The 24,043-nt window shown below is 67.4% G+C and carries 23 protein-coding genes and 1 pseudogene; 15 read left to right on the top strand and 9 right to left on the bottom strand.

Translation table 11 applies throughout. The features are described 5' to 3' along the window. The first annotated feature begins 43 nt into the window (after positions 1-43). Together OG203_RS12140 and OG203_RS12135 are read left to right on the top strand one after the other, a co-directional pair. The gene (locus OG203_RS12140; RefSeq protein ID WP_405165755.1) at positions 44-235 is read left to right on the top strand and encodes a DUF3046 domain-containing protein; all 192 of its coding nucleotides are present in this window, start codon (positions 44-46) and stop codon (positions 233-235) included. Between the two features lie 2 nt (positions 236-237). Then, complete coding sequence (locus OG203_RS12135; RefSeq protein ID WP_405165754.1) at positions 238-1,473, top strand: tetratricopeptide repeat protein; 1,236 nt, start codon at positions 238-240, stop codon at positions 1,471-1,473. 3 nt (positions 1,474-1,476) lie between these two features. Here OG203_RS12135 and OG203_RS12130 read toward each other — a convergent pair whose 3' ends face one another. Next, complete coding sequence (locus OG203_RS12130) at positions 1,477-1,995, bottom strand: CGNR zinc finger domain-containing protein (protein ID WP_405165753.1); 519 nt, start codon at positions 1,993-1,995, stop codon at positions 1,477-1,479. A 152-nt stretch (positions 1,996-2,147) separates the two neighbouring features. On the opposite strand from OG203_RS12130, the gene OG203_RS12125 reads away from it, so the two are divergent. The 3 genes from OG203_RS12125 (at position 2,148) to OG203_RS12115 (ending at position 4,042) form a co-directional block, all read left to right on the top strand. Then, positions 2,148-2,609 carry a VOC family protein gene (locus OG203_RS12125; RefSeq protein WP_405165752.1) on the top strand — a complete coding sequence of 154 codons (462 nt, stop codon included), beginning with the start codon at positions 2,148-2,150 and terminating at the stop codon, positions 2,607-2,609. A 71-nt stretch (positions 2,610-2,680) separates the two neighbouring features. Further along, complete coding sequence (locus OG203_RS12120) at positions 2,681-3,568, top strand: pyridoxamine 5'-phosphate oxidase family protein (RefSeq protein WP_405165751.1); 888 nt, start codon at positions 2,681-2,683, stop codon at positions 3,566-3,568. Positions 3,569-3,592: 24 nt separating this feature from the next. Next, entirely contained in the window at positions 3,593-4,042 is a 450-nt protein-coding gene (locus tag OG203_RS12115) for a nuclear transport factor 2 family protein (RefSeq protein WP_405165750.1), read from the top strand. 202 nt (positions 4,043-4,244) lie between these two features. Here the strand turns inward: OG203_RS12115 and OG203_RS12110 are convergent, their stop codons facing one another. Then, positions 4,245-5,654: an MFS transporter gene (locus OG203_RS12110; RefSeq protein ID WP_405165749.1), complete on the bottom strand. Its 1,410-nt coding sequence runs from the start codon at positions 5,652-5,654 to the stop codon at positions 4,245-4,247. Positions 5,655-5,752: 98 nt separating this feature from the next. On the opposite strand from OG203_RS12110, the gene OG203_RS12105 reads away from it, so the two are divergent. From OG203_RS12105 to OG203_RS12090, 4 genes are all read left to right on the top strand, one after another. Continuing rightward, positions 5,753-6,775: an Lrp/AsnC family transcriptional regulator gene (locus OG203_RS12105; RefSeq protein ID WP_405165748.1), complete on the top strand. Its 1,023-nt coding sequence runs from the start codon at positions 5,753-5,755 to the stop codon at positions 6,773-6,775. A gap of 306 nt (positions 6,776-7,081) precedes the next feature. After that, on the top strand, positions 7,082-8,128 hold the full coding sequence (gene recA, locus OG203_RS12100; protein WP_405165747.1) for a recombinase RecA: 1,047 nt from the start codon (positions 7,082-7,084) through the stop codon (positions 8,126-8,128). Positions 8,129-8,471: 343 nt separating this feature from the next. Further along, a complete protein-coding gene (recX, locus tag OG203_RS12095; RefSeq protein WP_405165746.1) occupies positions 8,472-9,020 on the top strand; it encodes a recombination regulator RecX in 549 nt (182 codons plus the stop codon). A gap of 177 nt (positions 9,021-9,197) precedes the next feature. After that, positions 9,198-9,608 carry a RidA family protein gene (locus OG203_RS12090; protein WP_405165745.1) on the top strand — a complete coding sequence of 137 codons (411 nt, stop codon included), beginning with the start codon at positions 9,198-9,200 and terminating at the stop codon, positions 9,606-9,608. 13 nt (positions 9,609-9,621) lie between these two features. Here OG203_RS12090 and OG203_RS12085 read toward each other — a convergent pair. The 6 genes and pseudogenes from OG203_RS12085 to OG203_RS12060 all read right to left on the bottom strand — a co-directional run. Further along, positions 9,622-9,761: pseudogene (locus OG203_RS12085) on the bottom strand (ISL3 family transposase); the annotation flags it as partial. Between the two features lie 91 nt (positions 9,762-9,852). Continuing rightward, positions 9,853-12,102, bottom strand: a complete 2,250-nt coding sequence (locus tag OG203_RS12080; RefSeq protein WP_405167851.1) for a M20/M25/M40 family metallo-hydrolase — start codon at positions 12,100-12,102, stop codon at positions 9,853-9,855. Positions 12,103-12,550: 448 nt separating this feature from the next. Next, entirely contained in the window at positions 12,551-13,450 is a 900-nt protein-coding gene (locus OG203_RS12075) for an amino acid ABC transporter permease (RefSeq protein WP_405165744.1), read from the bottom strand. Then, positions 13,447-14,127: an amino acid ABC transporter permease gene (locus tag OG203_RS12070; RefSeq protein ID WP_405165743.1), complete on the bottom strand. Its 681-nt coding sequence runs from the start codon at positions 14,125-14,127 to the stop codon at positions 13,447-13,449. The genes OG203_RS12075 and OG203_RS12070 overlap by 4 nt, the downstream gene beginning before the upstream one ends. Positions 14,128-14,224: 97 nt before the next feature. Further along, positions 14,225-15,061 (bottom strand): glutamate ABC transporter substrate-binding protein, encoded by an 837-nt coding sequence (locus tag OG203_RS12065; RefSeq protein ID WP_405165742.1) that lies wholly within the window; start codon positions 15,059-15,061, stop codon positions 14,225-14,227. 93 nt (positions 15,062-15,154) lie between these two features. Further along, a complete protein-coding gene (locus OG203_RS12060; RefSeq protein ID WP_405167850.1) occupies positions 15,155-15,883 on the bottom strand; it encodes an amino acid ABC transporter ATP-binding protein in 729 nt (242 codons plus the stop codon). Between the two features lie 416 nt (positions 15,884-16,299). Between OG203_RS12060 and miaB the strand changes: the two genes are divergently transcribed. Then, positions 16,300-17,805 (top strand): tRNA (N6-isopentenyl adenosine(37)-C2)-methylthiotransferase MiaB, encoded by a 1,506-nt coding sequence (miaB, locus tag OG203_RS12055; RefSeq protein ID WP_405167849.1) that lies wholly within the window; start codon positions 16,300-16,302, stop codon positions 17,803-17,805. 310 nt (positions 17,806-18,115) lie between these two features. Then, positions 18,116-18,694, top strand: coding sequence for a hypothetical protein (locus OG203_RS12050; RefSeq protein WP_405167848.1), 579 nt, complete (start codon positions 18,116-18,118; stop codon positions 18,692-18,694). 59 nt (positions 18,695-18,753) lie between these two features. Here OG203_RS12050 and OG203_RS12045 read toward each other — a convergent pair whose 3' ends face one another. Next, the gene (locus OG203_RS12045; protein ID WP_405165741.1) at positions 18,754-20,115 is read right to left on the bottom strand and encodes a DUF349 domain-containing protein; all 1,362 of its coding nucleotides are present in this window, start codon (positions 20,113-20,115) and stop codon (positions 18,754-18,756) included. A 253-nt stretch (positions 20,116-20,368) separates the two neighbouring features. Here OG203_RS12045 and OG203_RS12040 point away from each other — a divergent pair, with 253 nt between their 5' ends. Genes OG203_RS12040 through dapF form a run of 4 tightly spaced genes read left to right on the top strand, consistent with a single transcriptional unit; the run spans position 20,369 to position 23,816 of the window. Further along, positions 20,369-21,121 carry a hypothetical protein gene (locus tag OG203_RS12040; RefSeq protein ID WP_405165740.1) on the top strand — a complete coding sequence of 251 codons (753 nt, stop codon included), beginning with the start codon at positions 20,369-20,371 and terminating at the stop codon, positions 21,119-21,121. After that, positions 21,118-22,044 (top strand): tRNA (adenosine(37)-N6)-dimethylallyltransferase MiaA, encoded by a 927-nt coding sequence (gene miaA / locus OG203_RS12035; RefSeq protein WP_405165739.1) that lies wholly within the window; start codon positions 21,118-21,120, stop codon positions 22,042-22,044. The genes OG203_RS12040 and miaA overlap by 4 nt, the downstream gene beginning before the upstream one ends. Next, the gene (locus OG203_RS12030) at positions 22,041-22,877 is read left to right on the top strand and encodes a TrmH family RNA methyltransferase (protein WP_405165738.1); all 837 of its coding nucleotides are present in this window, start codon (positions 22,041-22,043) and stop codon (positions 22,875-22,877) included. Before miaA ends, OG203_RS12030 begins: the two co-directional genes overlap by 4 nt. A 33-nt stretch (positions 22,878-22,910) precedes the next feature. Then, the gene (gene dapF, locus OG203_RS12025; protein WP_405167847.1) at positions 22,911-23,816 is read left to right on the top strand and encodes a diaminopimelate epimerase; all 906 of its coding nucleotides are present in this window, start codon (positions 22,911-22,913) and stop codon (positions 23,814-23,816) included. Positions 23,817-24,043 lie beyond the last annotated feature (227 nt).

Genomic DNA, 24,043 nt, shown 5'->3' with positions numbered 1-24,043 from the left:
GCGAGTAACAGGGCGGGTGGGGGTTGCGGGTATCTTGGGCACGGTGCGATTGACGGAGTTCCAGGAGCTGTTGCATACCGAATTCGGGTCGGCCAGGGGCGATGCGCTGCTGGCCGATCATGTGATCCCGGCATTGGGGCGGACGGGGTCCGATGCCATCGAGGCGGGCGTTGATCCCCGGGATGTGTGGCGTGCGCTCTGCTCGGAGTTCGACGTGCCGCGCGGGCGGTGGTGAGCGTGCCGGGCCAGGCGGTGGATCGGGACGGGCCGCTATACCGGTTCGACGACCGTGAGCGAATGATTCCGGTCGATCCGCAACGGCTGGCCGCGCGGCTGGCCAAGGCCGAGCCCGTCGACTTCGCCGGATTCCGGCAGACCGGTATCGAAGCGATGCTGCTCGGACGCTACGACCAGGCACTCGACCTGTTGGACCAGGCGCTGGAACTGGTGGACACCGAGGAACGCCGGATCACGGTGTGGATCAACCTCGGCGACGTCTACCGCTACCAGGGCGACGCGGCCACCGCCGAAACGCTGTATCGCCGCGCCGTCGAGCACGCGCGGGTCGCCGCGCCGGACGTGCTGTCGTTCGCCGTCCAACATCTCGGAAAGGCGCTGGCCGAGCAGGACCAGCTGACCGAGGCACATGAGCTGCTGCGCGAGGCGCTCGACTTGCGTACGGCCGAGGGCGATTCCGAGCTGATCGAATCCACCAGGGTCGCGCTGGAGCGGCTCACCGCGCTGCCGATTCCGTTGCCGCCGAAGGTCGCCGCGCTGCTCGGTGCCGCGCCGACCTGGTCGGACGAGCACGAGGGAAAGAGCGGCGGCGTCGCGTTCGTCAACGAAACCTATTGGGTCAAGCGGGGACCGAAGGCGGTCGCGGAACACGAGCGGCTGAACTGGCTGCGCGACCGCGGAATTCGGCTGCCGGAGATCGCCGTGTTCGACGGTGACGTGCTGGTGCTGGCCGACGCGGGCGCGTCCAGCCTGGCCGCGCGGGCCGACGCGGGCCAGGGGGCGACGTCGGTGGGCGCGATCCTCGGTGCGCTGCTGCGCCGGTTGCACAGCATTCCCATTGCGGAGTGTCCCTTCGACGGACGTCTCGATGTTGTGCTGGCACAGGCGCGTCGCCAGGTGATCGAGGGCTTGGTCGATCAGGACGACTTCGATGCAGATAATGACCTCAGCCCGGAAGACGTCTTGGCACGGCTGCTCGCCGAGCGCCCCGACCACGAGGACCTGGTCGTGGCACACGGCGACTTCACCTCACCCAACGTGCTGGAGGGCGCGATCCTGCTCGATGTCGGCGCGCTCGGCGTAGCCGACCGGTACCGCGACCTGGCACTTGCCGTGCGCGATCTGCGCGACCACTTCGATGCCGACGAGGTGACCGCGTTCTTCGCCGCGTATGGCCTCACCGAACCGGATCATGGTCGCCTGGAGTACTACCGCCTGCTCGACGAATTGTTCTGAGGCTCAAGGCTTTTTGGCGTAATGGCGGGCCGCCTTGGTGCGGTTGCCGCAGGTCGCCATCGAATGCCAGCGGCGGGTACCGTTTTTCGAGGTGTCGTAGAAGAACAGCACGCAGTCGGGGTGGGCGCACTGGCGGATGCGGTCCGGAGCCTCGGTGAGTAGGTGCAGCAGGTTGTCGGCCGCCAACCAGGCTGGCAGCCACGTGGTGTCGGGGATGTCGGTGACGTCCTCGGGTCCGGTGTCGGTCAGGGTGCGCCGGATTCGACCGTGCTCGAGTACCTCGTTCAGTGCGGTGGGTGCGGCGTTGCGCACCACGTCGTAGATGGCGGCGCGTGCCGTCAAGACCGCGTTCAGGGTCGCCTCGTCGGCGGTCGCGCGGTCGGTCAGCCCGGCCGAGGCCAGCCACACCGCGAGACCTGCCACATCGATGAGCAGGTCCTGTGGGTGTCCGTTCTCGTTCCACCGCGTGTTGAGCAGGTCGAGTGCCAGCGGTTCGCCGAGGTGGGGGCGTGGATCGCGCATGACTGAGGGTATCGAGCTCCTTCTGGTGGTCGGGGCAGCGCCATTTCTCTAACCGTCTAATCGAAGTTTACAGGTTGACGTGCGCGTTCCGTTGTGACTATCCTCTAACCAGTTAAACCGGTAAAGACGGTTGACGCGTCGAGGAGGATTACATGACCACGGTTGCCGCACCCAAGCTCAGCACTGGGCATATCGGGCTGAACGTCGCCGATCTGGATCGATCGGTCGACTTCTACCGCCGTGCACTGGGTTTCGAGCAGCTCACCGCGAGCACCGACGGCGACCGGAAATGGGCGTTCCTCGGCATGGGCGGCAAGCTCGCGCTGACGCTGTGGCAGCAGAGCGCGGGGACGTTTTCCACTGAAACCCCAGGCCTGCACCATCTTTCGTTCCAGGTCGACACCATCGACCAGGTGCGTGCGATCGAGGCCGCGCTGCGCGAGCAGTCGGTGCCCCTCGTGCACGACGGCATCGTCGCGCACGGTGAGGGCGTCGCCTCCGGCGGCATCTTCTTCGCCGATCCCGACGGCATCCGGCTCGAGGTCTACGCGCCGACCGGCGCCGAATCCGCACCCGCGCCCAGCGCCGACGCGCCGACCTGTGGATTCTTCTGAGCCGCAGCGCTGTTGAACCTTCCGGCGGCGCTGGCCGTCGTCGGAGCATTGCCCGCGACAGGAGTATTGCGATGGCACCCTTCCATTCCGGCGAGCTCGCCGTCCAGCAGCGCATGGGTCAGACGGAGATCGCCGACCGGGTCGGCCGGTCGATCCGCGCCGACATCCCGGCCGTCGCCGCCTCTTTCCTGGCCGAGCAGCCCATGGTGGTGATCGCGGCGGCCGACGACGCGGGCAGGCTCTGGGCGAGTGAACTGGTCGGGCCGCCTGGCTTCGTGCACGCCGTCGACGCGGCGACCATCGTCATCGACGCACGGCCCACCGCGGGAGATCCGTTGCGGGAGAGGCTGACCCACCCCGCCCGCATCGGCATGATCGCCCTGCAACCGCAGCGGCGCAGGCGGATGCGGATCAACGGTGCCGCGACGGCGGCGGGTGGCGGCTTGCGCATCGCCACCGAACAGGTCTATGCGAACTGTCCGAAGTACATCACCCGCAGGCACATCGAGTCCTACCAGGCGGATATCGAGCCGCCGCTGCCCCGGCACAGCACCGAACTCGACGCACGCCAGCAGGCGACGATCGCGGCCGCCGACGCGTTCTTCGTCGCCACCGCCGACGCCGCGGGCAACGCCGATGCCTCGCATCGCGGCGGCAATCCCGGCTTCCTACAGGTGCTTTCGCCGACCCGGCTGCGGTGGCCCGACTATCGGGGCAACTCGATGTTCATGACACTCGGGAACATCGAGGTGAACCCGCGCTGTGGCATCCTGGTCCCCGACTGGACCACCGGCGGCACCCTCCAACTCACCGGAACTGCCGAGTTGACCTGGGCGCCGGAGACGTTCGCCGTCGGCGCGCAATGCTCGATCGACTTCACCATCACCGAGATCGTCGAACGCTCCGGCGCGGGCCCACTGCGCTGGGGTCCACCCGAACTATCGCCCGTCAACCCCTGAGCGCCCATCGAAGAGGAGTCGTTCGTGCGTCCTCCAGTACCACCGTTCGATCTCGAATCCGCCAAGGTCAAGGTGCTTGCCGCCGAAAACGCCTGGAACACCCGCGATCCCGAGAAGGTCGCCGCCGCGTACACCGAGGACTCGGTCTGGCGGAACCGAGACGAGTTCTTCACCGGCCGCACCGCCATCATCGAATTCCTCACCCGCAAATGGGCTTCGGAAAACAGCTACGCACTCCGCAAGGATCTCTGGGCCTTCGAAGGCAACCGGATCGCGGTGCGTTTCCAATACGAATGGCACGACGAATCCGGCCAATGGTGGCGCAGCTACGGCAACGAACAGTGGGAATTCGCCCCCGACGGCCTGATGTCGCGCCGCGAAGCCAGCATCAACGACGTCCGTATCCCCGAATCCGCCCGCCGCATCCTCGGCCCCCGCGAACCGGGCGACGATTCGGTGCTGCCCCAGCAGTAGCCGACCACAGTGCGGATCCGGAAGATGCGGATCTCGACGCGGTAGGGCTCGTGGGTTGGTGTCGCGGGGGTCGCGATCAAGATCATGGGGAACTGATGGCGGCAAAGTTCGAGAAGGGGCCGCCACCAGTTCCCCATGATCTTGAAGACGGCGCCGTCCGAGGTGGACGGCGCCGTGGTCGGGCGACGCGGATCGTGCGGGGTCAGGCTGCGATGGCTTCCTGCTCGAGGTTGTCCGACTTCATGGCGGGGCGTTGGCGGTGGAGCAGGGCGAAGGCGATCACTCCGAATACGATGCCGACGGTGGCGGCGACGGTGAAGGCCGCGTTGAGGCCGGATACGAAGTGCGGCAGCGTCATCGGTTGGTCCGCGTGCGCCGCGCCGCGGAACACCGTGCCGAGTACCGCGACGCCGAGCGCGAGCCCGAGCTGACGTGCGGTATTCACCGCACCCGCCGCCGTGCCACCCTGCTGCGGCGGTACCGCGGCCATGCCGACCGACACGAGTGCCGGCGCGTTGATGCCGATCCCCGCGCCGATCACCACGAAACCGGGAACCAGTGCGGCCCAGGATGATCCGGTGTCGATCACGGTGAGCAGTCCGGTGCCGATACCGACAACCACCAGTCCCGCGCCGATGGTCCACTTCGGCGCGGCGTCGTGCATCAACCGTCCGAACACCCCGGCGACCAAGAACGCGGTCGCGGCCATCGGTAGCAACGCCAATCCCGCGTGCAGCGGTGTCATTCGCAATTGCTGCTGCAACCAGAGCGAAACCAGGGGAGTGCTCGCGAAAGCCGCGAACGTTTGCCCGCTCGCGCCGAGCAGGGTCGCCCCGAAGTCGCGGTTGCGCAGCAGCGCAAGCGGGAACATCGGTGCGGCGCTGCGGGATTCGACGACGGCGAAGACAGCGATCGCGACAGCGCCCAGTACCAACGTGCTCACCGCGCGACCATCCGACCAGCCGTGCTCGCCGCCGCGAATGACGCCGTAGGTGAGCGCGGTCGCCGCGGTGGCGAAGGCGAGCATGCCCGGCACGTCGACGGCCCGGTCCGCGCGGCGTACCGACGCCGGAAACACACTGGCGGTCAACGCGATTGCCAGCACCGCGATCGGCAGGTTGACGAAGAAGATCCACCGCCAGGACAACGCCTCGGTCAGCACGCCGCCGAGCACCACCCCGACGCCCGCCGCCGCACCGGATACCGCACCCCAGACGCCGAAGGCGATGCCGCGGTCGCGCCCGGTGTAGGTCGAGTGCAGCAGCGACAGCGTGGTCGCGAACATGGCCGCGCCGCCGATGCCCTGAAGTATCCGCGCCGCAATGAGATTCGACGAGGTGTCGGCGACTCCGCAGCCGAGCGAAGCGAGGGCGAACAACACGAGTCCTACGAGGTAGGCGCGTTTCGCACCGACCCGGTCGGCCAGCGAGCCGAGGACGAGCAGCAGCGCAGCCAAGGCAAGCGCATACCCATCCACCACCCACTGCAGGCTGGACAACCCGGCGTGCAGATCGGCCGCGATGTCGGGCAGCGCGACATTGACGATGGTGACGTCGATGAGCAGCATCAGCGTGCCGAGGCACGCGGCGAACAGGGGGAGCCATTTCTTCACGGAAGCCTCCACGGCGGAATCGAACGATATCGACGCCAAGCGTGCGGCAATCGAACGTATCCGCCTAGCCATATGGTCTGCTGCGTTAGATTCCTCCTATGCAGCACGATATTGTCGCGGAATCCTCTGCCTTGGACATTCTCGATCGACAGATCCTGCGCGCGCTGGTGCTCGACGCTCGCATCCCGTTCGCCAAGCTCGGCGGCATCCTCGACGTCTCCGAGCAGACGGTGGCACGCCGCTACCGTTCGCTGCGCGAGCGCGGCATCATGCACGTATCGGGGCAGCTCAACGCCGTGCCGCTCGGGCACGCGCGGTGGGCGCTGCGGATCAAGTCGACACCCGACAAGGCGCTGCAACTGGCCGAATCACTGGCCAGATTCCCGGATTTGAGCTGGGTCACGCTGCTGTCCACCGGGTCCGAGGTCACCTGTGTGAGTAGGCCGCGTTCCCTCGAACGACGGGACGCGCTGCTGCTGCACACGCTGCCGCGGGCGAGTCAGGTGCGCGAGGTGATCGCGCACGAGGTGATGCACCGGTTCGAGGCCGACGAGGAATGGCCGCGCTTCAACCACCTCTTCACCGACCAGCAGCTGCGTGAGTTGGGCCCGCCCCGCTCTCAGTTGGCGGCGGCCGGACCGGACGCATTGCCGGATCTGACACCCGAGGACGAGGCGATGCTCGCTCTGCTAGGGCGCGACGGGCGCGCGCCGTACGCGCAGATCGCGGCCGAAACCGGTTGGACCGCACCACGAGTCGCGCGACGGATGGCCGAACTCGAGCAGTCCGGCGTGCTGTTCTTCGACCTCGACTTCGCGATCGAGGGCATGGGGTACCTCGTGCGGGCGGCGCTGTGGCTGCGCGTTCGCCCGCACGATCTGGACGCGGTAGGGCGGGCGATGGCGACCCACCCGGAGATCGTGTTCGTCGGCGCGACCACCGGGCCGACCAATCTGATGGCGTCGATAATCTGCCGTGACACGCCCCACCTCTACCGCTACATCACCGAACGGCTCGGCGCGTTGGACGGCATCACCGACCTCGAGGTGACACCCGCGCTCCGCGTGCTCAAACAAGCACAAACGCTGCTCAACAGCGACCGGGTGTCGCTGGTACGTTGACCCAGGTCAGCCCGCTGATTTTGTTCGTACACAGGTAACTTGCCGGGTACCGGCCAACCTGCAACGGCCACCCACCGCCGGTCGCCAACGGCATCCCGGTGGCAGACGGGTCCGGCCTGAAGGCCAGGAGAGGCGGAACTGCGCGGCGTTTGCCGAGGCCGCAGAAGTTCGATTGCGTGTTCCAGGGCGCGTCGCTTGACTCGAACACGTGTTCGTCTAATCTTGGCGCCAGAACTTGTCGGTGCCGCCCTCTAATGTTGGCGCCAACCACAGCAGAGACTTACCCGTCGAAAAGGGGATCAAGACATGGCACCACAGGCGTACGACCGCGACAAGGCTCTCGAACTCGCACTTGCTCAGGTCGAGAAGAACTTCGGCAAGGGCGCGGTCATGCGTCTCGGTGATGAGGTACGTCAGCCCCTCGCGGTGATCCCGACCGGCTCCATCGCGCTGGATGTCGCGCTCGGCATCGGCGGCCTGCCGCGCGGCCGCATCGTCGAGGTCTACGGCCCGGAATCCTCGGGTAAGACCACCGTCGCGCTGCACGCGGTGGCCAACGCTCAGGCCGCGGGCGGTGTCGCCGCGTTCATCGACGCCGAGCACGCCCTCGACCCCGATTACGCCAAGAAGCTCGGCGTCGACACCGACGCGCTGCTCGTCTCGCAGCCGGACACCGGTGAGCAGGCGCTGGAAATCGCGGACATGCTGGTTCGCTCCGGTGCCATCGACATCATCGTGATCGACTCGGTGGCCGCGCTGGTGCCGCGCGCCGAGATCGAGGGCGAGATGGGTGACAGCCACGTCGGCCTGCAGGCCCGCCTGATGAGCCAGGCGCTGCGCAAGATGACCGGTGCGCTCAGCAACTCCAACACCACCGCCATCTTCATCAACCAGCTGCGCGAGAAGATCGGCGTGATGTTCGGTTCTCCCGAAACCACCACGGGCGGTAAGGCGTTGAAGTTCTACGCCTCGGTCCGCCTCGACGTGCGCCGCATCGAGACGCTCAAGGACGGCACCGACGCGGTCGGTAACCGTACCCGGGTGAAGGTCGTGAAGAACAAGGTCAGCCCGCCGTTCAAGCAGGCCGAGTTCGATATCCTCTACGGCCACGGCATCTCCAAGGAGGGCTCGCTCATCGACATGGGTGTCGAGCACGGCTTCGTGCGTAAGTCCGGCTCCTGGTACACCTACGAGGGCGACCAGCTCGGCCAGGGCAAGGAGAACGCCCGCAAGTTCCTGCTGGAGAACGTCGACATCTGCAACGAGATCGAGAAGAAGATCAAGGAGAAGCTCGGTATCGGCGCCGATGTGACCGCGGATGCCGCCACCGCCGAGGTCCCCGCCGATTTCTGATCCGATGAACGGCCGACGCCAGTCCCCACCGCGCCGGACCGCGCCCGATGAGTCGCGGTCCGAGCCGGTGCAGGAGATGCGTCGTCGGCTCCATGAACTCCTGTCCGCCTCTGGTGCCGCCACCGATCCTGTTGGATTTCGGCCCGGCGGACAGGACCCCGGACGAGTCCGATCGGCCGAAGGTGGTTCGGCCGAAACGGACACGTTGGGAACTCGGTCGAGCGCGTCCGATCCGCAGCGGGCGCGTTCGGCTGGGTCCGGCCGCGGACGTCGAAAGTCGTCCCGGCGCACAGACTCCCAGTCGGCTGACTCCGAACAGTCCGAAGGCCGATGGGCGGATCCGGTGGCGGCCGGATCCGAGCGGGGTGCTCGCTCTCCGGAGCTCACTCCGCCAGGCGGGACGGTCGAGCAGGCGAAAGAGGCGTGTCTTCGCCTGCTCGCCGTCCGCGCCCGCAGCCGTGCCGAGCTCGCCCAGCGACTGGCGGCCAAGGGCTACAGCGAGGAGATCACCGACCGTGCCCTCGACCGGCTCACCGAGGTCGGCCTCATCGACGACGCGGCCTTCGCCGAACAGTGGGTGCATTCACGGCATACCTTCTCCGGCAAGGGCAAACAGGCACTCGCCCAGGAACTCCGCCGCAAAGGCGTAGCCCAATCCGACGCCGCCCCCGCCCTCGACGCGATCAGCTCCGACGACGAAGAATCCCGCGCCCGCGAACTCGTCCGCCGCAAACTTCGCAGCATCCCCTCCGGTCTCGACCGCGACAAAACAATGCGCCGCCTCGTCGGCATGCTCGCCCGCCGCGGCTACAACCAGTCCACCGCCTTCACCGTGGTCAAAGCCGAACTGGCGCAAGCCGATGTCGATACCTCGGACATCGACCAGGACTAGCGCCGGTCCGGATCATGTCTGAGCGCGGCGTGCTCGCGTAGGTGGGCGACTGTCACCCGCGTCGTGCCGAGGCGGCAACCTCCGGGAATGAATCTCTGAGTCTCGTGGCTGTCGTTCAGGCCGGGTGGTGACAGCTGCCCGGTTCCGTGTGTTCAGTTTTGAGGGAGTGTCAGCACAATGTCCGTCACACAGCCTGCCGCCGAACGCGTGCGCGTCTCTGCGGAACCCGACTGGTACGAATCGGCCGGTATATCGCTCGGCGTTCGGGTCGGGAACTTGGTCTTCACGTCGGGGCAAGCGCCGATTGATGCCCAGGGAGCTACGGTCGGCGTGGGGGACTTCGAGCGGCAAGCCCGTCAGGCGCTCGCGAATCTCTCGACGGTCCTGACCAACGCGGGCTCCAGCCTCGCCGAGGTAATCAAGGCAACCGTGTTCGTCACCGACATCACACAGCAGGACATCTTCGCGACGTTGCGTGCCGAACACTTCCCTAACAAGCCGCACCTCGCGGAGTCATTCGTGGAGGTCTCCTCACTCGCCAACCCTGAGTGGATGATCGAGATCGAGGCCATCGGGCTCGTCGGGTAACGCCAACCGCCCCGGCGCTGGCGGTCTTGAAGCCGGTAAACCCTTCCATCGCAACGACTTCGACCCTGTCGCACCAAGTCTTGGGTCGTTCGGCCTGCCAGGTTTGAACGCCTGCTCGGAGCGGCCCTCGACCATGTCCCTATCAGGCGCGGTCGTGGAGGGTGATCTGGTAGCCGTCGGCGCCGGGGACGATGGCGCATAGCTTGTTCCCAGCTCGCGTCTCACCGCCGATTGGCTGCGATAGTCACAGCCCCGGGATGGTGACGAAGACGGCGCCCAGGCTGTCCTGACGGAAGAAGATGTCGTCCGGGGGATTTCGGTAGGACCGGATGCCGGAGTCGGGGAGCCAGGTGTAGTCGACCAGCTGTAGCGGCAGGGGACCGGCCGGTGCGACCAGTTCTACGTCGATGCCGTCGGGTGCGGGTGCGTAGAACTGGAAGCCCGTCTTCGGTAGCGGCGTTACTTCGCGGCCCGCCACCCGCATGGAGCTGGGGGTGGTGTCATAGTGCAGGCCGATGCTCGTCGCGTTGCGGGTGGAGCGCAGGCGAAGGCGGACGGTGCGTTGTCCGGATTCTGTTGTGTCGGAGAGGATTTCGGCGGTCGGCGCGGAGAGTTTCTCGGCGGTGGCGATGCCGCTCGTGATGGCGGTCGGCCAGAGTTGGGCGAATCGCTGACTTGGCGCGGTGTCGTTGACGAGGTGGCGGGTCCAGCGATCGGGGGCTTCGCGCGAGAGCCACAGGGCCTCGTTGCGGTCGGCATCGAGCGCATATATGAGTTGCGACGTCAGCGGATGACGATCGTCGAAACGGTCGACGGCCAGACCGACGGCGGCGAGCACGAGCGTGAGCACGAACGCGGTCGATGGGATCGCCCATCCGCGCCGAGCAGGCCAGGCCTGGGTGAGGGTCAGCAGGAGGAGCCCGCCGAGCAGCGCCACCGCGGGCGCGACCAGGAACGGGGCGGTGGTGATGCCGGTCTGCAGCACGGCCCACGTCGCGCTGCCGAGGAATATCGCCGCCGGTATGAGGAACACGGTGAGGATCGGCAGCCGCCATCGTTCGGGCACCGCGAAGGTGGCCGCCACGCCCACCGTCGCACTGAAGGTCGGGATGACCAGCACGTGCGCGGTGGCGGGGGCGAGGATCGCGAGCGCCGCGCCCAGTATCGCCAGGCAGCACAGCAATCCGGCCGCGGCGGCCGTGGTCCCGAACAGTCGCCGCGCGATCACATACCAGGCGACGAGGACCGTGCCGGACAACACGAGGATCGCCAGGTAGTAGAACTCAGGCCGATACGGGTCGACGAACAGAGGCCGGTACTCGGGCCGGATCGCCTGCACCACTTCCCACAGCCCGTATACCGCGCCCGTCGCGAGCGGCGCCGCGACCAAAGCCGTTGCGGCGGCGCCGAGTATCCGCCGCAGGCTGGTCTCCCCGGCCCGCCGCAACTGCCAGCTGAGCCATCCAACGGCAAGGACGGTGGCCACGGCGAGCGCGATGATCACCCACAACGGCAGCACCACCAGTGTGCCGAAGGGCAATTGGAAGAAAGCGCGATCGGTGTCGTCCGCGACGGTGAGGTCCTTGTCGCCGAACTCCCTGGCCAGCGCGAGGCTGTTGTCACCCATTTGCTGCACCGTCGCCAGGTCCACGTGGGCCGGGTCATCGAAACGGTTGTGGTAGTACGCGCTTCGACCGGCGTAAGCCCAGTCGAGCAGGTGCAGGCCGGTCGGCTCGAAGGAGGCGAAGTCGGTGTTGCTCGATGTCTGCGCACCGGCCAACGTCGTGGTCAACGAGTCCGTGTTCGGATGCGGAGCGGCGTCCTCGACGGCACGGATCAGCGCGTTGTCGGGATGCGTTGTCCGCCACAACAACGGTGGGCCGCCCGCGCCGCGCGCCTCGTGATTGATGACCACACCGGCGCCCGGACCGACCTTGCCCGCCGCGACGAACGCTTCCGCGCCGAGCAGCCCGGTCTCCTCCGCATCGGTCAGCAGGATCACCACGTCGTTGCGCAACGCGGTGCCGCCGGCCCGCAGCGCGCGCACATCCTCCAGCACCGTCGCGACGCCGACCCCGTCATCATTCGCCCCGGGCCCGGAGGCGACGGAATCGTAATGCGCCGTCAGGAAAACCGTTCCGGTCGAATTCGTCCCTGGTAGCCGGGCAACGATGTTCGCGACCCGCGCCATCCCGAGCACGTCCCGCTGGAGCGTGGTGGGGTATCGCCCGACGCCCTCTTGAATCTCGGCCGCCACCCCGAGCTCGCGCAGCTCCGCGACAAGATGATCACGAACGCGGTCGTGCTCCGCCGTACCAACCGGATGCGGCCGCTGCGCGATCTCCTCCACCACCCGAAACGCCCGCTCTGCACTGAAAACGTCGCCAGGCGCTGACTCGGGCCGATGTCCACGCGGCTGCTGATCCCACGCGGTCAGCACCACCACGGCCAGCAGAACAGCAAACGCCAAGAACCCCGAAACCCGTCGCCCCATCCGCACGGACGCGATCGTAACCGACCACCCCGACAGGTCGTTGCCCCCAATCCCACCGCCCCACACCCACAAATCCCGCGCCCGGATTCGTGCCCTGCGCATGAATTCGCTGGCAGTGTCATGCGCGGCGGGCGATTTCGTGCGCGGCAGACGAAGAGGTGTGCAGAACCCCGCGTTGGCGGATCAGCCGTTCACCGGTGTCAGCGATCAGACTGGTCGGGTGACGCTCGCGCGTTTGTCTCGAGGCCCGGCGCCCGAATTCATGCCCCCGCGGATGAATCCGCTGGCAGTTTCGTGCGCGGCAGACGAAGAGGTGCGCGGGATGGGAACGGACGCGTCGCGCCTGACGTCTACAGGTTCGGCGTTCGGACCCCCAACGCGAACGGCGGTGCACCGGAGCGGATTACCGCATCCAGTGCACCGCCGTCCGCGTTGCGTTGAAGCCGACCTACTTCCTGCCGGTGAGGTCCATTCCTGGCACCGCATCGGTGAGGATCGAGTCGGCCGCCACCACGGCACCACCCTTGCCCTTCTTCCGCGCGCGCAACCGTTTCTCCAGCTTGGTTGCCACGAACGTGAGCGTCATGTTCAAGATGATCATGACGATGGCGATCACGATCAGTGAGGGAACCGTGTTCTGTTCCGCCGCACCGAGTTGCTGACCGGAGCGCACGATCTCGGTGTAGGTGATCTGATAACCCAGCGCCGAGTCCTTCAGCGCGACAACCATTTGCGAGACCAGCGCGGGCAGCATCGCGGTGATCGCCTGCGGCAGCAGGATCAACCGCATCAGCTGGTTCTTGCGCATGCCGAGCGCGACGGCCGCCTCGGTCTGGCCCTTGGGCAGCGAACGGATACCTGCGCGGACGATTTCGGCGATGACCGAGCCGTTGTAGATGGTCAACGCGATCACGACCGCGGCAAGTGCCAGGTCGTCGGCCTTGAACAGCTTGTTCTTGGAGAACAGCGCGAACAAGAAGATCATCAGGATCAGCACCGGGATGGCACGCGCCAGCTCGACGACCGCACCGGCGACCCACCGCACCACCCGATGTTCGGACAGTCGCAGAATGCCGAAGACGATGCCGATCAACAGCGCGAACACGATCGACAGCAGCGCGGCGACGACCGTGCCCTTCAGGCCGGGCAGCAGATACGTCCGCCAGACCTCGGCGTCGACGAACGGCTTCCACTTCTCCGCCGTGAACTGTCCCTTGTCGGCGAACCCGTTGTAGAGAACCCAGAGGAACGCCGCCACCGCGACGATAACGACCACCGAGTAGAGGCGGTGCCGAAGGCGTCCCTTGGGGCCGGGCGCATCGAAGAGAACCGAAGGCGCGGCAGTCATCGGGCCACCTCGAATCGTTTGGCGAGCCAGCCGAAGAGCAGCCCGGTCGGCAGGGTCAGGATGACGAAGCCGAGCGCGAAGATGGCACCGATGGTGACCACCGCTGCCTCGTTCTCGTTGATGTTCGCCATGAGCGTTGCCGCTTCGACGACGCCGATGGCGGAGGCGATGGTGGTGTTCTTGGTCAGCGCGATCAGCACGCTGCCCAGCGGGGCGATCACGACCCGAAATGCCTGCGGCAGCACGATGAGTCGCAGATTCTGGGAGAAGGTCAGACCGAGCGAACGGCCCGCCTCCGACTGTCCCATGGCCACGGTGTTGATACCCGATCGCAGCGACTCGCAGACGAAAGAGCCGGTGTAGATGCTGAATCCGAGGATGGCGTAACGGAAGTTGTTCTCCGCCACCGAATTCGGACCGTCGCCCGCGAGATGCCAGCCCATCGTTGTGTACAGGCCGAGCGACATGAAGATGATGATCAGGGTGAGCGGGGTGTTGCGGAAAATGGTGACGTAGGCGGTGCCGACCGCGCGGGCGATCGGTACTGGGGACACGCGCAGCGCGGCGACGATAGTGCCGAGGATCAGCGCGCCGATCGCCGAAAGGACGGTCAGCTTGATGGTCACCCAGAAGGCGTCGAGGATTTGATCGTCATACCTCGAGATCAGGTCGAACACGGCGTACGTGTCCCTCCCATCGGTTCTCGATTATCAAGGGAAGTGCGGCGGGTGGCCCGATCCCGTGGGGTCAGGCCACCCGTGCGGGGTGAAAAGCTCAGTACCGGTTGACCTTCGGCGGCTCCGGCGCCTGGTATCCGGATCCGCCGACGGTCGCGTCGAAGGCCTTCTTCCAGGAACCGTCGGCGAACATCGCCTCGATCGCGTCGTTGACCTTGTCGCGCAGTTCCTTGTCGCCCTTCTTCAGGCCGATGCCGTAGTTCTCCGTGGTGAACGGCTTGCCGACGACCTTGAACGCACCCGTGCTCTGCGCGGCGTAACCGGCAAGGATGATGTCATCGGTGGTCACCGCGTCCCACGAACCGGCGCGCAGGCCCTCGAGGCACAGCGAGTAGGTGTCGTTGGTCTGCAGCTGGGTGTCCGGGAAGTTCTTCTCGATGTTCTGCGCGGGCGTCGAGCCCTTCACCGAGCAGACCTTCTTGCCCTTGAGGGTTTCCGGGGTGCTGATGTCGGTGTTGTCGGCGCGCACCAGGAACGACTGTCCCGCAACGTAGTACGGGCCCGCGAAGTCGACCTTCTGCTTGCGCGCGTCGGTGATCGAGTAGGTGGCGACGATGTAGTCGACCTGGCCGTTGTCGATCAGCGTCTCGCGCTGGCTGGACGGCGCTTCCTTCCAGGTGATGCCGTCCGGCTTCACCCCGAGCTTGTCGGCGACGTACTTGGCGACCTCGACGTCGAAGCCGCTGTAGGAGCCGTCCTTGTTGCGCAGGCCGAGGCCGGGCTGGTCGAACTTGATGCCGATGGTGAGCTTGCCGTCCTTGGCGTGATCCAGGGTGGACTTGCTGTCACCGCCGCCACACGCGGTGGCGGTCGCGGCGGCGAGTGTCAGGGCGATCGCGCCGACACCGAGTCGCAGGGCACGGTTGATCCTCATCGAGTTTCCTTCTCCCTCTCATGGGTTTGCTGGCCGTGGTCATGGTTCGAGGCCGTCAATCGGTTCGGCACGAGCTCAGCGGTCTATCTGTGGTCAGTGGCTCAAGATCTTGCCGAGGAAGTCCTTGGCTCGTTCGGACTTCGGCGCGGTGAAGAAGGCCTCTGGTTCGGCGTCCTCCACCACCTGGCCGTCGGCCATGAACAGGACCCGGTTGCCCGCGCGGCGGGCGAAGCCCATCTCGTGGGTGACGACCAGCATGGTCATCCCGTCCTTGGCCAGCTGGACCATCACGTCGAGCACTTCCTGGACCATTTCCGGGTCAAGTGCCGAGGTCGGCTCGTCGAACAACATGACCTTCGGGTTCATCGCCAGCGCGCGGGCGATGGCGACACGCTGCTGCTGACCACCGGACAGCTGGGCCGGGTACTTGTCGGCCTGGTTACCGATGCCGACCCGGTCGAGCAGTTCCATGGCGTGCGTGCGGGCCGTGTCCTTCTTGACCTTGCGTACCTTGATCGGCGCGAGCATGACGTTCTCGACGATCGTCTTGTGCGCGAAGAGGTTGAACGATTGGAACACCATGCCGACGTCGGCGCGCAGCGCGGCGAGGCCGCGGCCCTCGGCGGGCAGCGGGACGCCGTCGATGGCGATGTCGCCGGAGTCGATGGGTTCCAGGCGGTTGATGGTGCGGCACAGCGTCGACTTCCCGGAGCCCGAGGGGCCGAGAACAATGACTACCTGTCCCTTCGGAACTTCGAGGTCGATATCGCGCAGAACATGCAGTTCGCCGAAGTGCTTCTGCACATTGCGCATCGAGATCATCGGCGCGCTGGTGGCGGCGCTGGCGTCCCCTGTAGAAGCGTCCCCCGTTGAATCGGGCGCGGCGGCGTCGTCGGTCATGGTCCAAGACTGTAAAGGCAAAATGTGGATTTGCCCGAGTTTCGGCGACACACCGTTATGCCGCGCCGAGCGGACACGTCTCGGTAACCCAGTCGACCGGTTCGTCCGAATCGTCGGATTTCGAGCTTCGGGTGGGCGCGACGACGACACGCCGTGCCTGATCAGGGGCGGTCGGCGGCTGCCGCGACCGAGCGGCCCGACGGCTAGCGCGCCGTCGTTCGGCGGCGCGTTCGCAAGTTCTATGCCCCTAAAACTGGGGTTGGGCGTGCCCGTACCCTGGACCCGTGGATTCGATCGGACAGGCAGTGTTGACTCCCACCCACCTTCCCACTGACGGCATGCGCAGCTACGAGGTCCGCACCTTCGGCTGCCAGATGAACGTGCACGATTCCGAACGCTTGTCCGGACTCCTGGAGGACGCGGGTTACGTGAAGGCCGCGCCGGGGGCGACGGCCGACCTGGTCGTCCTCAATACCTGCGCGGTGCGCGAGAACGCCGACAACAAGCTCTACGGCACCCTCGGTCATCTGGCCTCGATCAAGGCCGAGCAGCCCGGCATGCAGATCGCCGTCGGCGGCTGCCTTGCGCAGAAGGATCGCGGCGTCGTTGTCCGCAAGGCGCCGTGGGTGGATGTGGTGTTCGGCACGCACAACATCGGCTCGCTGCCTGTGCTGCTGGAACGGGCACGGCACAACGCCGAGGCGCAGGTGGAGATCCTGGAATCGCTGGAGGCGTTCCCGTCGAGCCTGCCCGCCAAGCGGGAGTCCGCGTACTCGGGCTGGGTGTCGATCTCGGTGGGCTGCAACAACACCTGCACCTTCTGCATCGTTCCGTCGTTGCGTGGCAAGGAGGTCGACCGCCGCCCCGGTGACGTGCTCGCCGAGGTGCAGGCGCTGGTCGACCAGGGCGTGCTGGAGGTGACGCTGCTCGGACAGAACGTGAACGCCTACGGCGCCTCGTTCGCCGATCCGGACGAAGCGCGCGATCGTGGCGCGTTCGCCAAGCTGCTGCGCGCGTGCGGCGGCATCGATGGGCTGGAGCGCGTGCGCTTCACCTCGCCGCATCCGGCCGAGTTCACCGACGACGTGATCGAGGCGATGGCCGAGACCCCGAACATCTGCCCGCAGCTGCACATGCCGCTGCAATCCGGTTCGGACAAGGTGCTCAAGTCGATGCGGCGTTCCTACCGCAAGGCGCGCTACCTCGGCATCATCGAGAAGGTGCGAGCGGTGATGCCGCACGCGGCGATCACCACCGACATCATCGTCGGATTCCCGGGGGAGACCGAGGAGGACTTCCAGGAGACCCTGGACGTGGTCCGCCAGGCGCGCTTCACCAGCGCCTACACCTTCCAGTACTCCAAGCGGCCAGGAACCCCGGCCGCCGACATGCCCGATCAGCTGCCGAAAGCCGTTGTGCAGGAACGCTATATGCGGCTGATCGCGCTGCAGGAGGAAGTCTCCCTCGACGCGAACCGTGCGCTCATCGGCACCGAGGTCGAACTGCTCGTGGCCGATGGCGCGGGCAAGAAGAACGCCGCCACCGCGCGGATGAGCGGTCGCGCCCGCGACGGCAGACTGGTGCATTTCCGGCCGGGCGGCACGGCCGAGTCGATCCGTCCCGGCGACATCATCACCGTCGATCTCACCGAGGCGGCACCGCATCACCTGATCGCCGACGCGCCGATCAAGTCGCATCGCCGCACGGCCGCGGGGGATGCGCACGAACGTGGTGTCACCCCGAAGACCGAGCCGATCGGCGTCGGCCTCGGACTACCCCGTATCGGTGCTCCCGCGCCGGAACCGGTCGCGGCCGCGGGCTGCTCGACCGGTTGCGGCACATGAGTGTGCGAACTAGAGACATCGCCGAGGCACTCGGTCATGCTGGAGCGGAACGCAATCCGGGCGCGGGCATGATGTGTTCGCGCAAGCCGGAACCGAGTGTCGGCGAGGGGGAAGCGTGAACGACAAGCCCGGCGAAGACGGCTTCGTGGCCGGCGGCGCGGAGCCAGCGCCCGGACCGGGCGACCAGCCCGTGAACCGCAAACCTACTACCGGCGGTAGTGGGTCGGCTGCGGCGAACGAACCCGGTGATGGCACAGTGGACGCGGGCAGTGCAGCGAACCACGAACAAGCCGAACGAAACGAGGGTTCAGTGAACTCGGTCGAGAGCAGCAACTTCGAGCAGTTCCGCGACGACCTGGACGCGGTGGAACGGCGCATCGCCGGGGAGATCGACCCCGGTGTGCGCGCCATGGTGGTCGCTGGCGCGGTGTTCGTGCTGTTGCTTTCGCTGGTGCTGCCGCACGCCGGTGGCGCGCGCGGTTTCGACGTGCTGCTCGGCACCGAGGCCGCCCGGATGGAGCACATCGGGCTGCCGTCACGGATTTTCGTCTGGTTCCTTGTCGTGTTCGGCGTCGGCTTCTCGACCCTCGCCCTGATGACGCGTCGCTGGTTCCTGGCCTGGATCGCCGTCGCCGGCACCGCCATCACCAGCGTGTTCGGCGTCTTCTCCATCTGGCACCGGCAGACGCCGGGCATCAACAACTACCACGGCGCCGGCCCCGCCATCGGCCTCATCCTGGGCACCATCGCCGCGATCGTGCTGACCTTCCACTGGGTCCGCGTGGTCTGGAGCCGCACCGCCCTGCAGTTGGCCGCCGAAGAGCAGCGCCGTAATGCCTCGGCCGCCGCGGAGGAGCGCGACCGTCGCCGCCGCACCGGCGAAAACTGAACTCGCACAACAAGGGCGGGCTTCCAGCGCAGTGCTGGAAGCCCGCCCTTGTCTGATATCTAGCGGTTGGTGACGGCGCCTTCGGCGGCTTCGGCCCACTCGCGCCACTGCTTGGCCTGTTCGAGGGCCTTCTCCGCGTCGCGGGCCTTGCCCGCGGCCTGCGCCTTGGCTGCCTGCTCCTCGAATTGCGCTACCCGCTCACGGAATTGGGCCGCGCGGGCCATCGCCTCCGGGTCGGTGCGGCGCCACTGCGCGTCGACCGCGTCGCGGACTCGCTTCTCGATGGTGCGCAGCTTGCCTTCCAGTTCCTGGATGCGTTCGCGCGGGACCTTGCCGATGGCGTCCCACTTGTCCTGCAGTTCGCGCAGCGCGGCGCGGGCGGCTTCCAGGCCGTTGGCCGGGTCGATGTGCTCGTAGGCCTGCAGCAGCTCTTCCTTGGCGGCCGCGTTGGTGTCGAACTCGGCGTCGCGTTCGGTGACGGCGGCATTGCGGGCGGCGAAGAACACGTCCTGCGCGCTCTTGAAGCGCCGCCACAGCGCCTCGTCGGCCTCGCGCGGCGCCCGCCCAGCGGCCTTCCACTCGGCGAGCAGGTCACGGAAGATGCCAGCGGTGCCGACCCAGTCGGTCGAGCCGGACAGTTCCTCGGCGCGTACACACAGCTCTTCCTTGCGCGTCTTCGCGGAGGCGCGTTCCCGATCGAGTTCGGCGAAGTGCGCGCCGCGCCTGCGGTTGAACGCCTCGCGGGCCTTGGAGTACCGCTTCCACAGCGCGTCGTCGACCTTGCGGTCAACGCCCCGGATCGACTTCCACTCATCGAGGATCTCGCGCAGCCGATCGCCCGCGGACTTCCACTGGGTGGATTCGGCGGCGATCTTCTCGGCCTCCGCGCACAGCGCTTCCTTGCGCTCGGTGTGCTCGTGACGTGCCTTGTCCTTCTCCTCCTTGGCCTGCGCGGCAGCCTCTTCGGAGTGTTCGGCGATCGCGTCGAGGCGCTTGGCCAGTCCGTCGACATCGCCGATGACGGCGGCGGTCGGCAGCGATTCGGCGAGGGCGACGGCGGCGGCCTTGGTCTTGCGGGCGTCCGCGCCCGCGGCAAGGCGGGCCTCGAGCAGCGCGACCTCGGTGGCCAGGTCGTCGAACCGGCGGCCGAAGTGGGCGAGGCCCTCGGCGGCGTCACCGGCCTGCCAGGAGCCGACCTGACGTTCACCGTCGGCGGTCTTCACCCAGGCGGTGCCGTCGTCGTCGACCCGCCCCCAGGCGCTGGGATCGGAGACGGCGGGCACGACGGGATGCGGATGCTGGGCCTGACCCGGTGTCGCGTGCGGCTTGGGGGGTTGGATCGAGCCGCCGGGTTTCGGGGCACCGGAAGAGCGCGGCATCGCGCCGGGGCTGGCTTTCGCGGTTCCGTTGCTGTCGGTCATTGCTCCTCGTCCCTGCCGCGCGTCACGGCTGCCTGGTTACGCCCTAGCTCATCCCATTGAACCCGGTTTGAGCGCTTGTGACCATCGACCCATGCCTTCACTCGGCGGAATCTCGGGGATTGCAACCCCTGATGACCTGGGTTGTAGCTCATCGAACAGTATCAATCTCGACCAGCTTTGCGGCAGAGACACTCGAAGCCGGGCGGTACCCGCGGTGCGTAAGGGCGTCGCGCGGAACGGTTACGGTTACCACGTGTTCTCGATTGCCGCCCTGGTCCCGTCGCCGCCGATCCTGGTGCCCGAGCTCTGCGGCGGTGCGACGGGCGCGATTCCGGGCCATCAGGGTGACCCGCGAGCGGAGCTCCGCGCGGCCGTCCTCGCGGCTGCGGAAGTGCTTGCGGCAGTGACAGACCACTGGACAGTTATCGGTACCGGTGCCGCCGACCAGGTGTTCGGTCCGGAGACGGTCGGTACGTTCCGCGGCTTCGGCGCGGACGTGCGGATCGCGCTTTCCGCGGCCGCGTCGGCCGAGCCGGATCCTCAGCATCCGCTGCCGGTGTTGATCGCCGGATGGTTGCGGGGGCGGGTGGCTCCGGCGGCGAGTGCCGAGGTTCGGCTCGTCGCTGCCGACACCCCGGTGGAGCGCTGTCTCGAACTCGGCGCGAAACTCCGTGCGGAATTGGACAATTCGGGCAAACGGCACGGTGTGCTCGTCGTCGCCGATGGTTGCGCGACGCTGTCGCTGAAGGCGCCCGGCTACCTCGATGAGCGGGCCGCCGCCGTGCAGGACGACCTCGATCGCGCGTTGACCGCGGGGGACCGGGCCGGGTTGCGCGCGCTGGATCCCGCACTGTGCGCGGAACTGGTGATGTCGGGCCGGGCCGCCTACCAGGTGCTGGCCGGGCTGTTCGACACTGATCCGATGGCCGAGACGCTGTATCACGACGCGCCGCTCGGTGTCGGCTATCACGTCGGCCTGTGGCGACCGGCGGGGGAATCGGCATGAGTGACATCACCCCGATCGCGGTCGTCGGTCCTACGGCCACCGGCAAATCGAACCTCGGCCTCGATCTAGCCGAACGGCTCGGCGGCGAGATCGTCAACATCGACGCGATGCAGCTCTACCGAGGCATGGATGTCGGCACCGCGAAACTCACTGTCGCCGAACGGCGTGACATTCCGCATCACCAACTCGATGTGCTCGACGTGACCGAAACCGCGACCGTCGCCGCCTATCAGGCCGCGGCGAGCGCGGACGTGGTCGCGATCATGGCGCGCGGGCGCGTTCCGGTGATCGTCGGCGGCTCGATGATGTATGTCCAAGCGCTGCTGGACAAGTGGGAGTTCCCGGCCACCGACCCGGCCGTGCGCGCCCGCTGGGAGGCCGTGCTCGCCGAGGGCGGAGTTGACGCGGTGCACGCCGCGCTGCGGGCAGCCGATCCCGCCGCGGCGGCCACCATCCTGCCCACCGACGGCCGCCGCATGGTGCGCGCGCTCGAGGTGGTCGAACTCACCGGCCGTCCGTTCGCCGCCTCGGCACCCGAGATCGGCACGCCGCGCTGGGGCACGGTGATCATCGGCGTCGACCGCGACACCGCCGAACTGGACGAGCGAATCGAACGCCGCACCGAGCTGATGTTCGCCGCCGGACTCGTCGAGGAGGTCCGCGCGCTGATCGACCAAGGCCTGCGCGACGGCGTCACCGCCCGGCGCGCCATCGGGTACGCACAAGTCCTGTCCTACCTTGACAACGAATACGACTTGAAGCACGCGCAAGAACGCACCCTGATCGGCACCCGGCGCTATGTTCGGCGACAGCGCTCGTGGTTCCGGCGCGACCAACGGGTGCACTGGGTGGACGGCGCCGCCCCCGATCTGGTGGCGACCGCGCTCGCCCTGCTCGACGAGAAAGAACGGACTCCGCAGTGACCCGACGTGTGAGCACCCGCAATGCCTCGGTCCAGGTGTGGCAGGCGTACCTGAACAACCGGACCAAACGTCACCGCGACGGGCGCTTCCTGGTGCAGGGCGTGCGCCCGATCACCCAGGCCGTCGCCAACGACTGGCCGCTGGAGACGCTGCTCTACCGCCTCGGCACCCCCGACCTGTCCAGCTGGGCGAGGGAGCTACTGGACACCAGCGACGTTCCGCAGGTCGGGCTGGTTCCGGAGTTGATGGCCGAGCTCGGCGAAAAGGTCGGCGGCATACCGGAATTGGTGGCCGTCGCGGTGTCGCGGCAGCAGGAACTCGACACCTTCGAACCTGGGGAGCCGGGGGAGGACGCGCCAGTGGTCGTGGTGTTCGACCGGCCGAACTCGCCGGGCAATCTCGGCACGCTGATTCGGTCGGCCGACGCGTTCGGTGCCAGCGGCGTGATCGTCACCGGACACGGTGCCGACCAGTACGACCCGCAGGCCGTTCGCGCGTCGACCGGCTCGTTGTTCGCGATGCCCGTGCTGCGTGCGGCCGGTGCCGCGCAGGTTCTCGAATTCCGGGACAGGCAGGTGCGGCGCGGCATCCCGACTCGGATCGTCGGCACCGACGAGGACGGTCCGCGCGCGGCCTACGACCACGACTTCACCGAGGCCACCATCCTCGTCGTCGGCAACGAGACCAGCGGGATGAGCGCCGCCTGGCAGGAGGCCTGCGACGACATGGTGCACATCCCGATGGGCGGCACCGCCAGCTCGCTCGGCGCGCCCTCGGCCGCCGCCGTCGCGCTCTACGAAATTTCCCGGCAGCGCCGGACGTTTGCCAAATGACGAGTAGTTAGGGAGAACACGCACGTGTCGGATATCGAGTTCACCAAGGGGCACGGCACCCAGAACGACTTCGTGGTGCTGCCGGACCTCGAGGTTCGCCTGGAACTGACCGCTGAGCGGATCAGCGCGCTGTGCGACCGCCAACGCGGCCTCGGGGCCGACGGTGTGTTGCGCGTGGCGCGCGCCGGTGCGCTGCTCGGTGCGGGTGTGCTCACCGAACTTCCCTCGGGTGTGCGCGATTCCGATTGGTTCATGGACTACCGCAACGCCGATGGCTCGATTGCCGAGATGTGCGGCAACGGGGTTCGCGTGTATGCCCACTACCTGGTGGCTTCCGGTCTGGAGACGGCGCGTGAGTTCGTCGTCGGCAGTCGGGCAGGTGGACGACCGGTCGTCGTGCATTCCGCCACCTCCGTCGACGGTGACGTGACCGTCGACATGGTCACGGTCGACATGGGCACCGTGCGCGAACTCGGCGAATCCACCGCGACCGTCGCGGGCTGGGCCTACCCCGGCATCGGCATCGACGTCGGCAACCCACACCTGGCCTGCGTCGACCCTGGCCTGTCCGCCGACGGCCTTGCCAAACTCGACCTCACCGTGCCCCCCGGTTACGACCCCGACCTGTTCCCGCACGGCGTCAACGTGGAAATCGTGACCGCGCTCGACGCCGACCGCTCCGTCGACATGCGCGTCTACGAACGCGGCGTCGGCGAAACCCGTTCCTGCGGAACGGGAACCGTAGCCGCGGCCGCCGCGGCCCTGGCCCGCGAGGGCTTCCAGATCGGCACCGACACCGGTGAGGTCCGCGTCCGCGTCCTCGGCGGCGAGGTCACCGTCGGCCTGGACAAGGGCACCGCCTGGCTGCGCGGGCCCTCGGTGCTGGTCGCCTCGGGGACCATCGCCCAGGGCTGGTGGCAGCACCTCGGACTCGCTTAGCGTCGGCTGCGCGCGATCTGGTCGTGGGGTTCGCCGGTTCTGGTCGCTCGGGCATATCGCCGTGGGCCGGTAGCGGGGTGCTCGCACCCGCTCTGTCCAGGCGCGCTTCCGCCGCGCGTCGGCCGGTGCGCGGTCCGGCGGCACCGCCTGGCTGAGCGGACTCGACAACCCCCAACACGCTGTGCTCAATATCCGAATGCGCCATGTCGGTGCATCGTGGGATCATG

The sequence above is a fragment of the Nocardia sp. NBC_01499 genome (genome assembly GCF_045040275.1).
Taxonomy (GTDB): Bacteria; Actinomycetota; Actinomycetes; order Mycobacteriales; family Mycobacteriaceae; genus Nocardia.
This window is presented reverse-complemented; position numbering and strand designations above follow the sequence as displayed.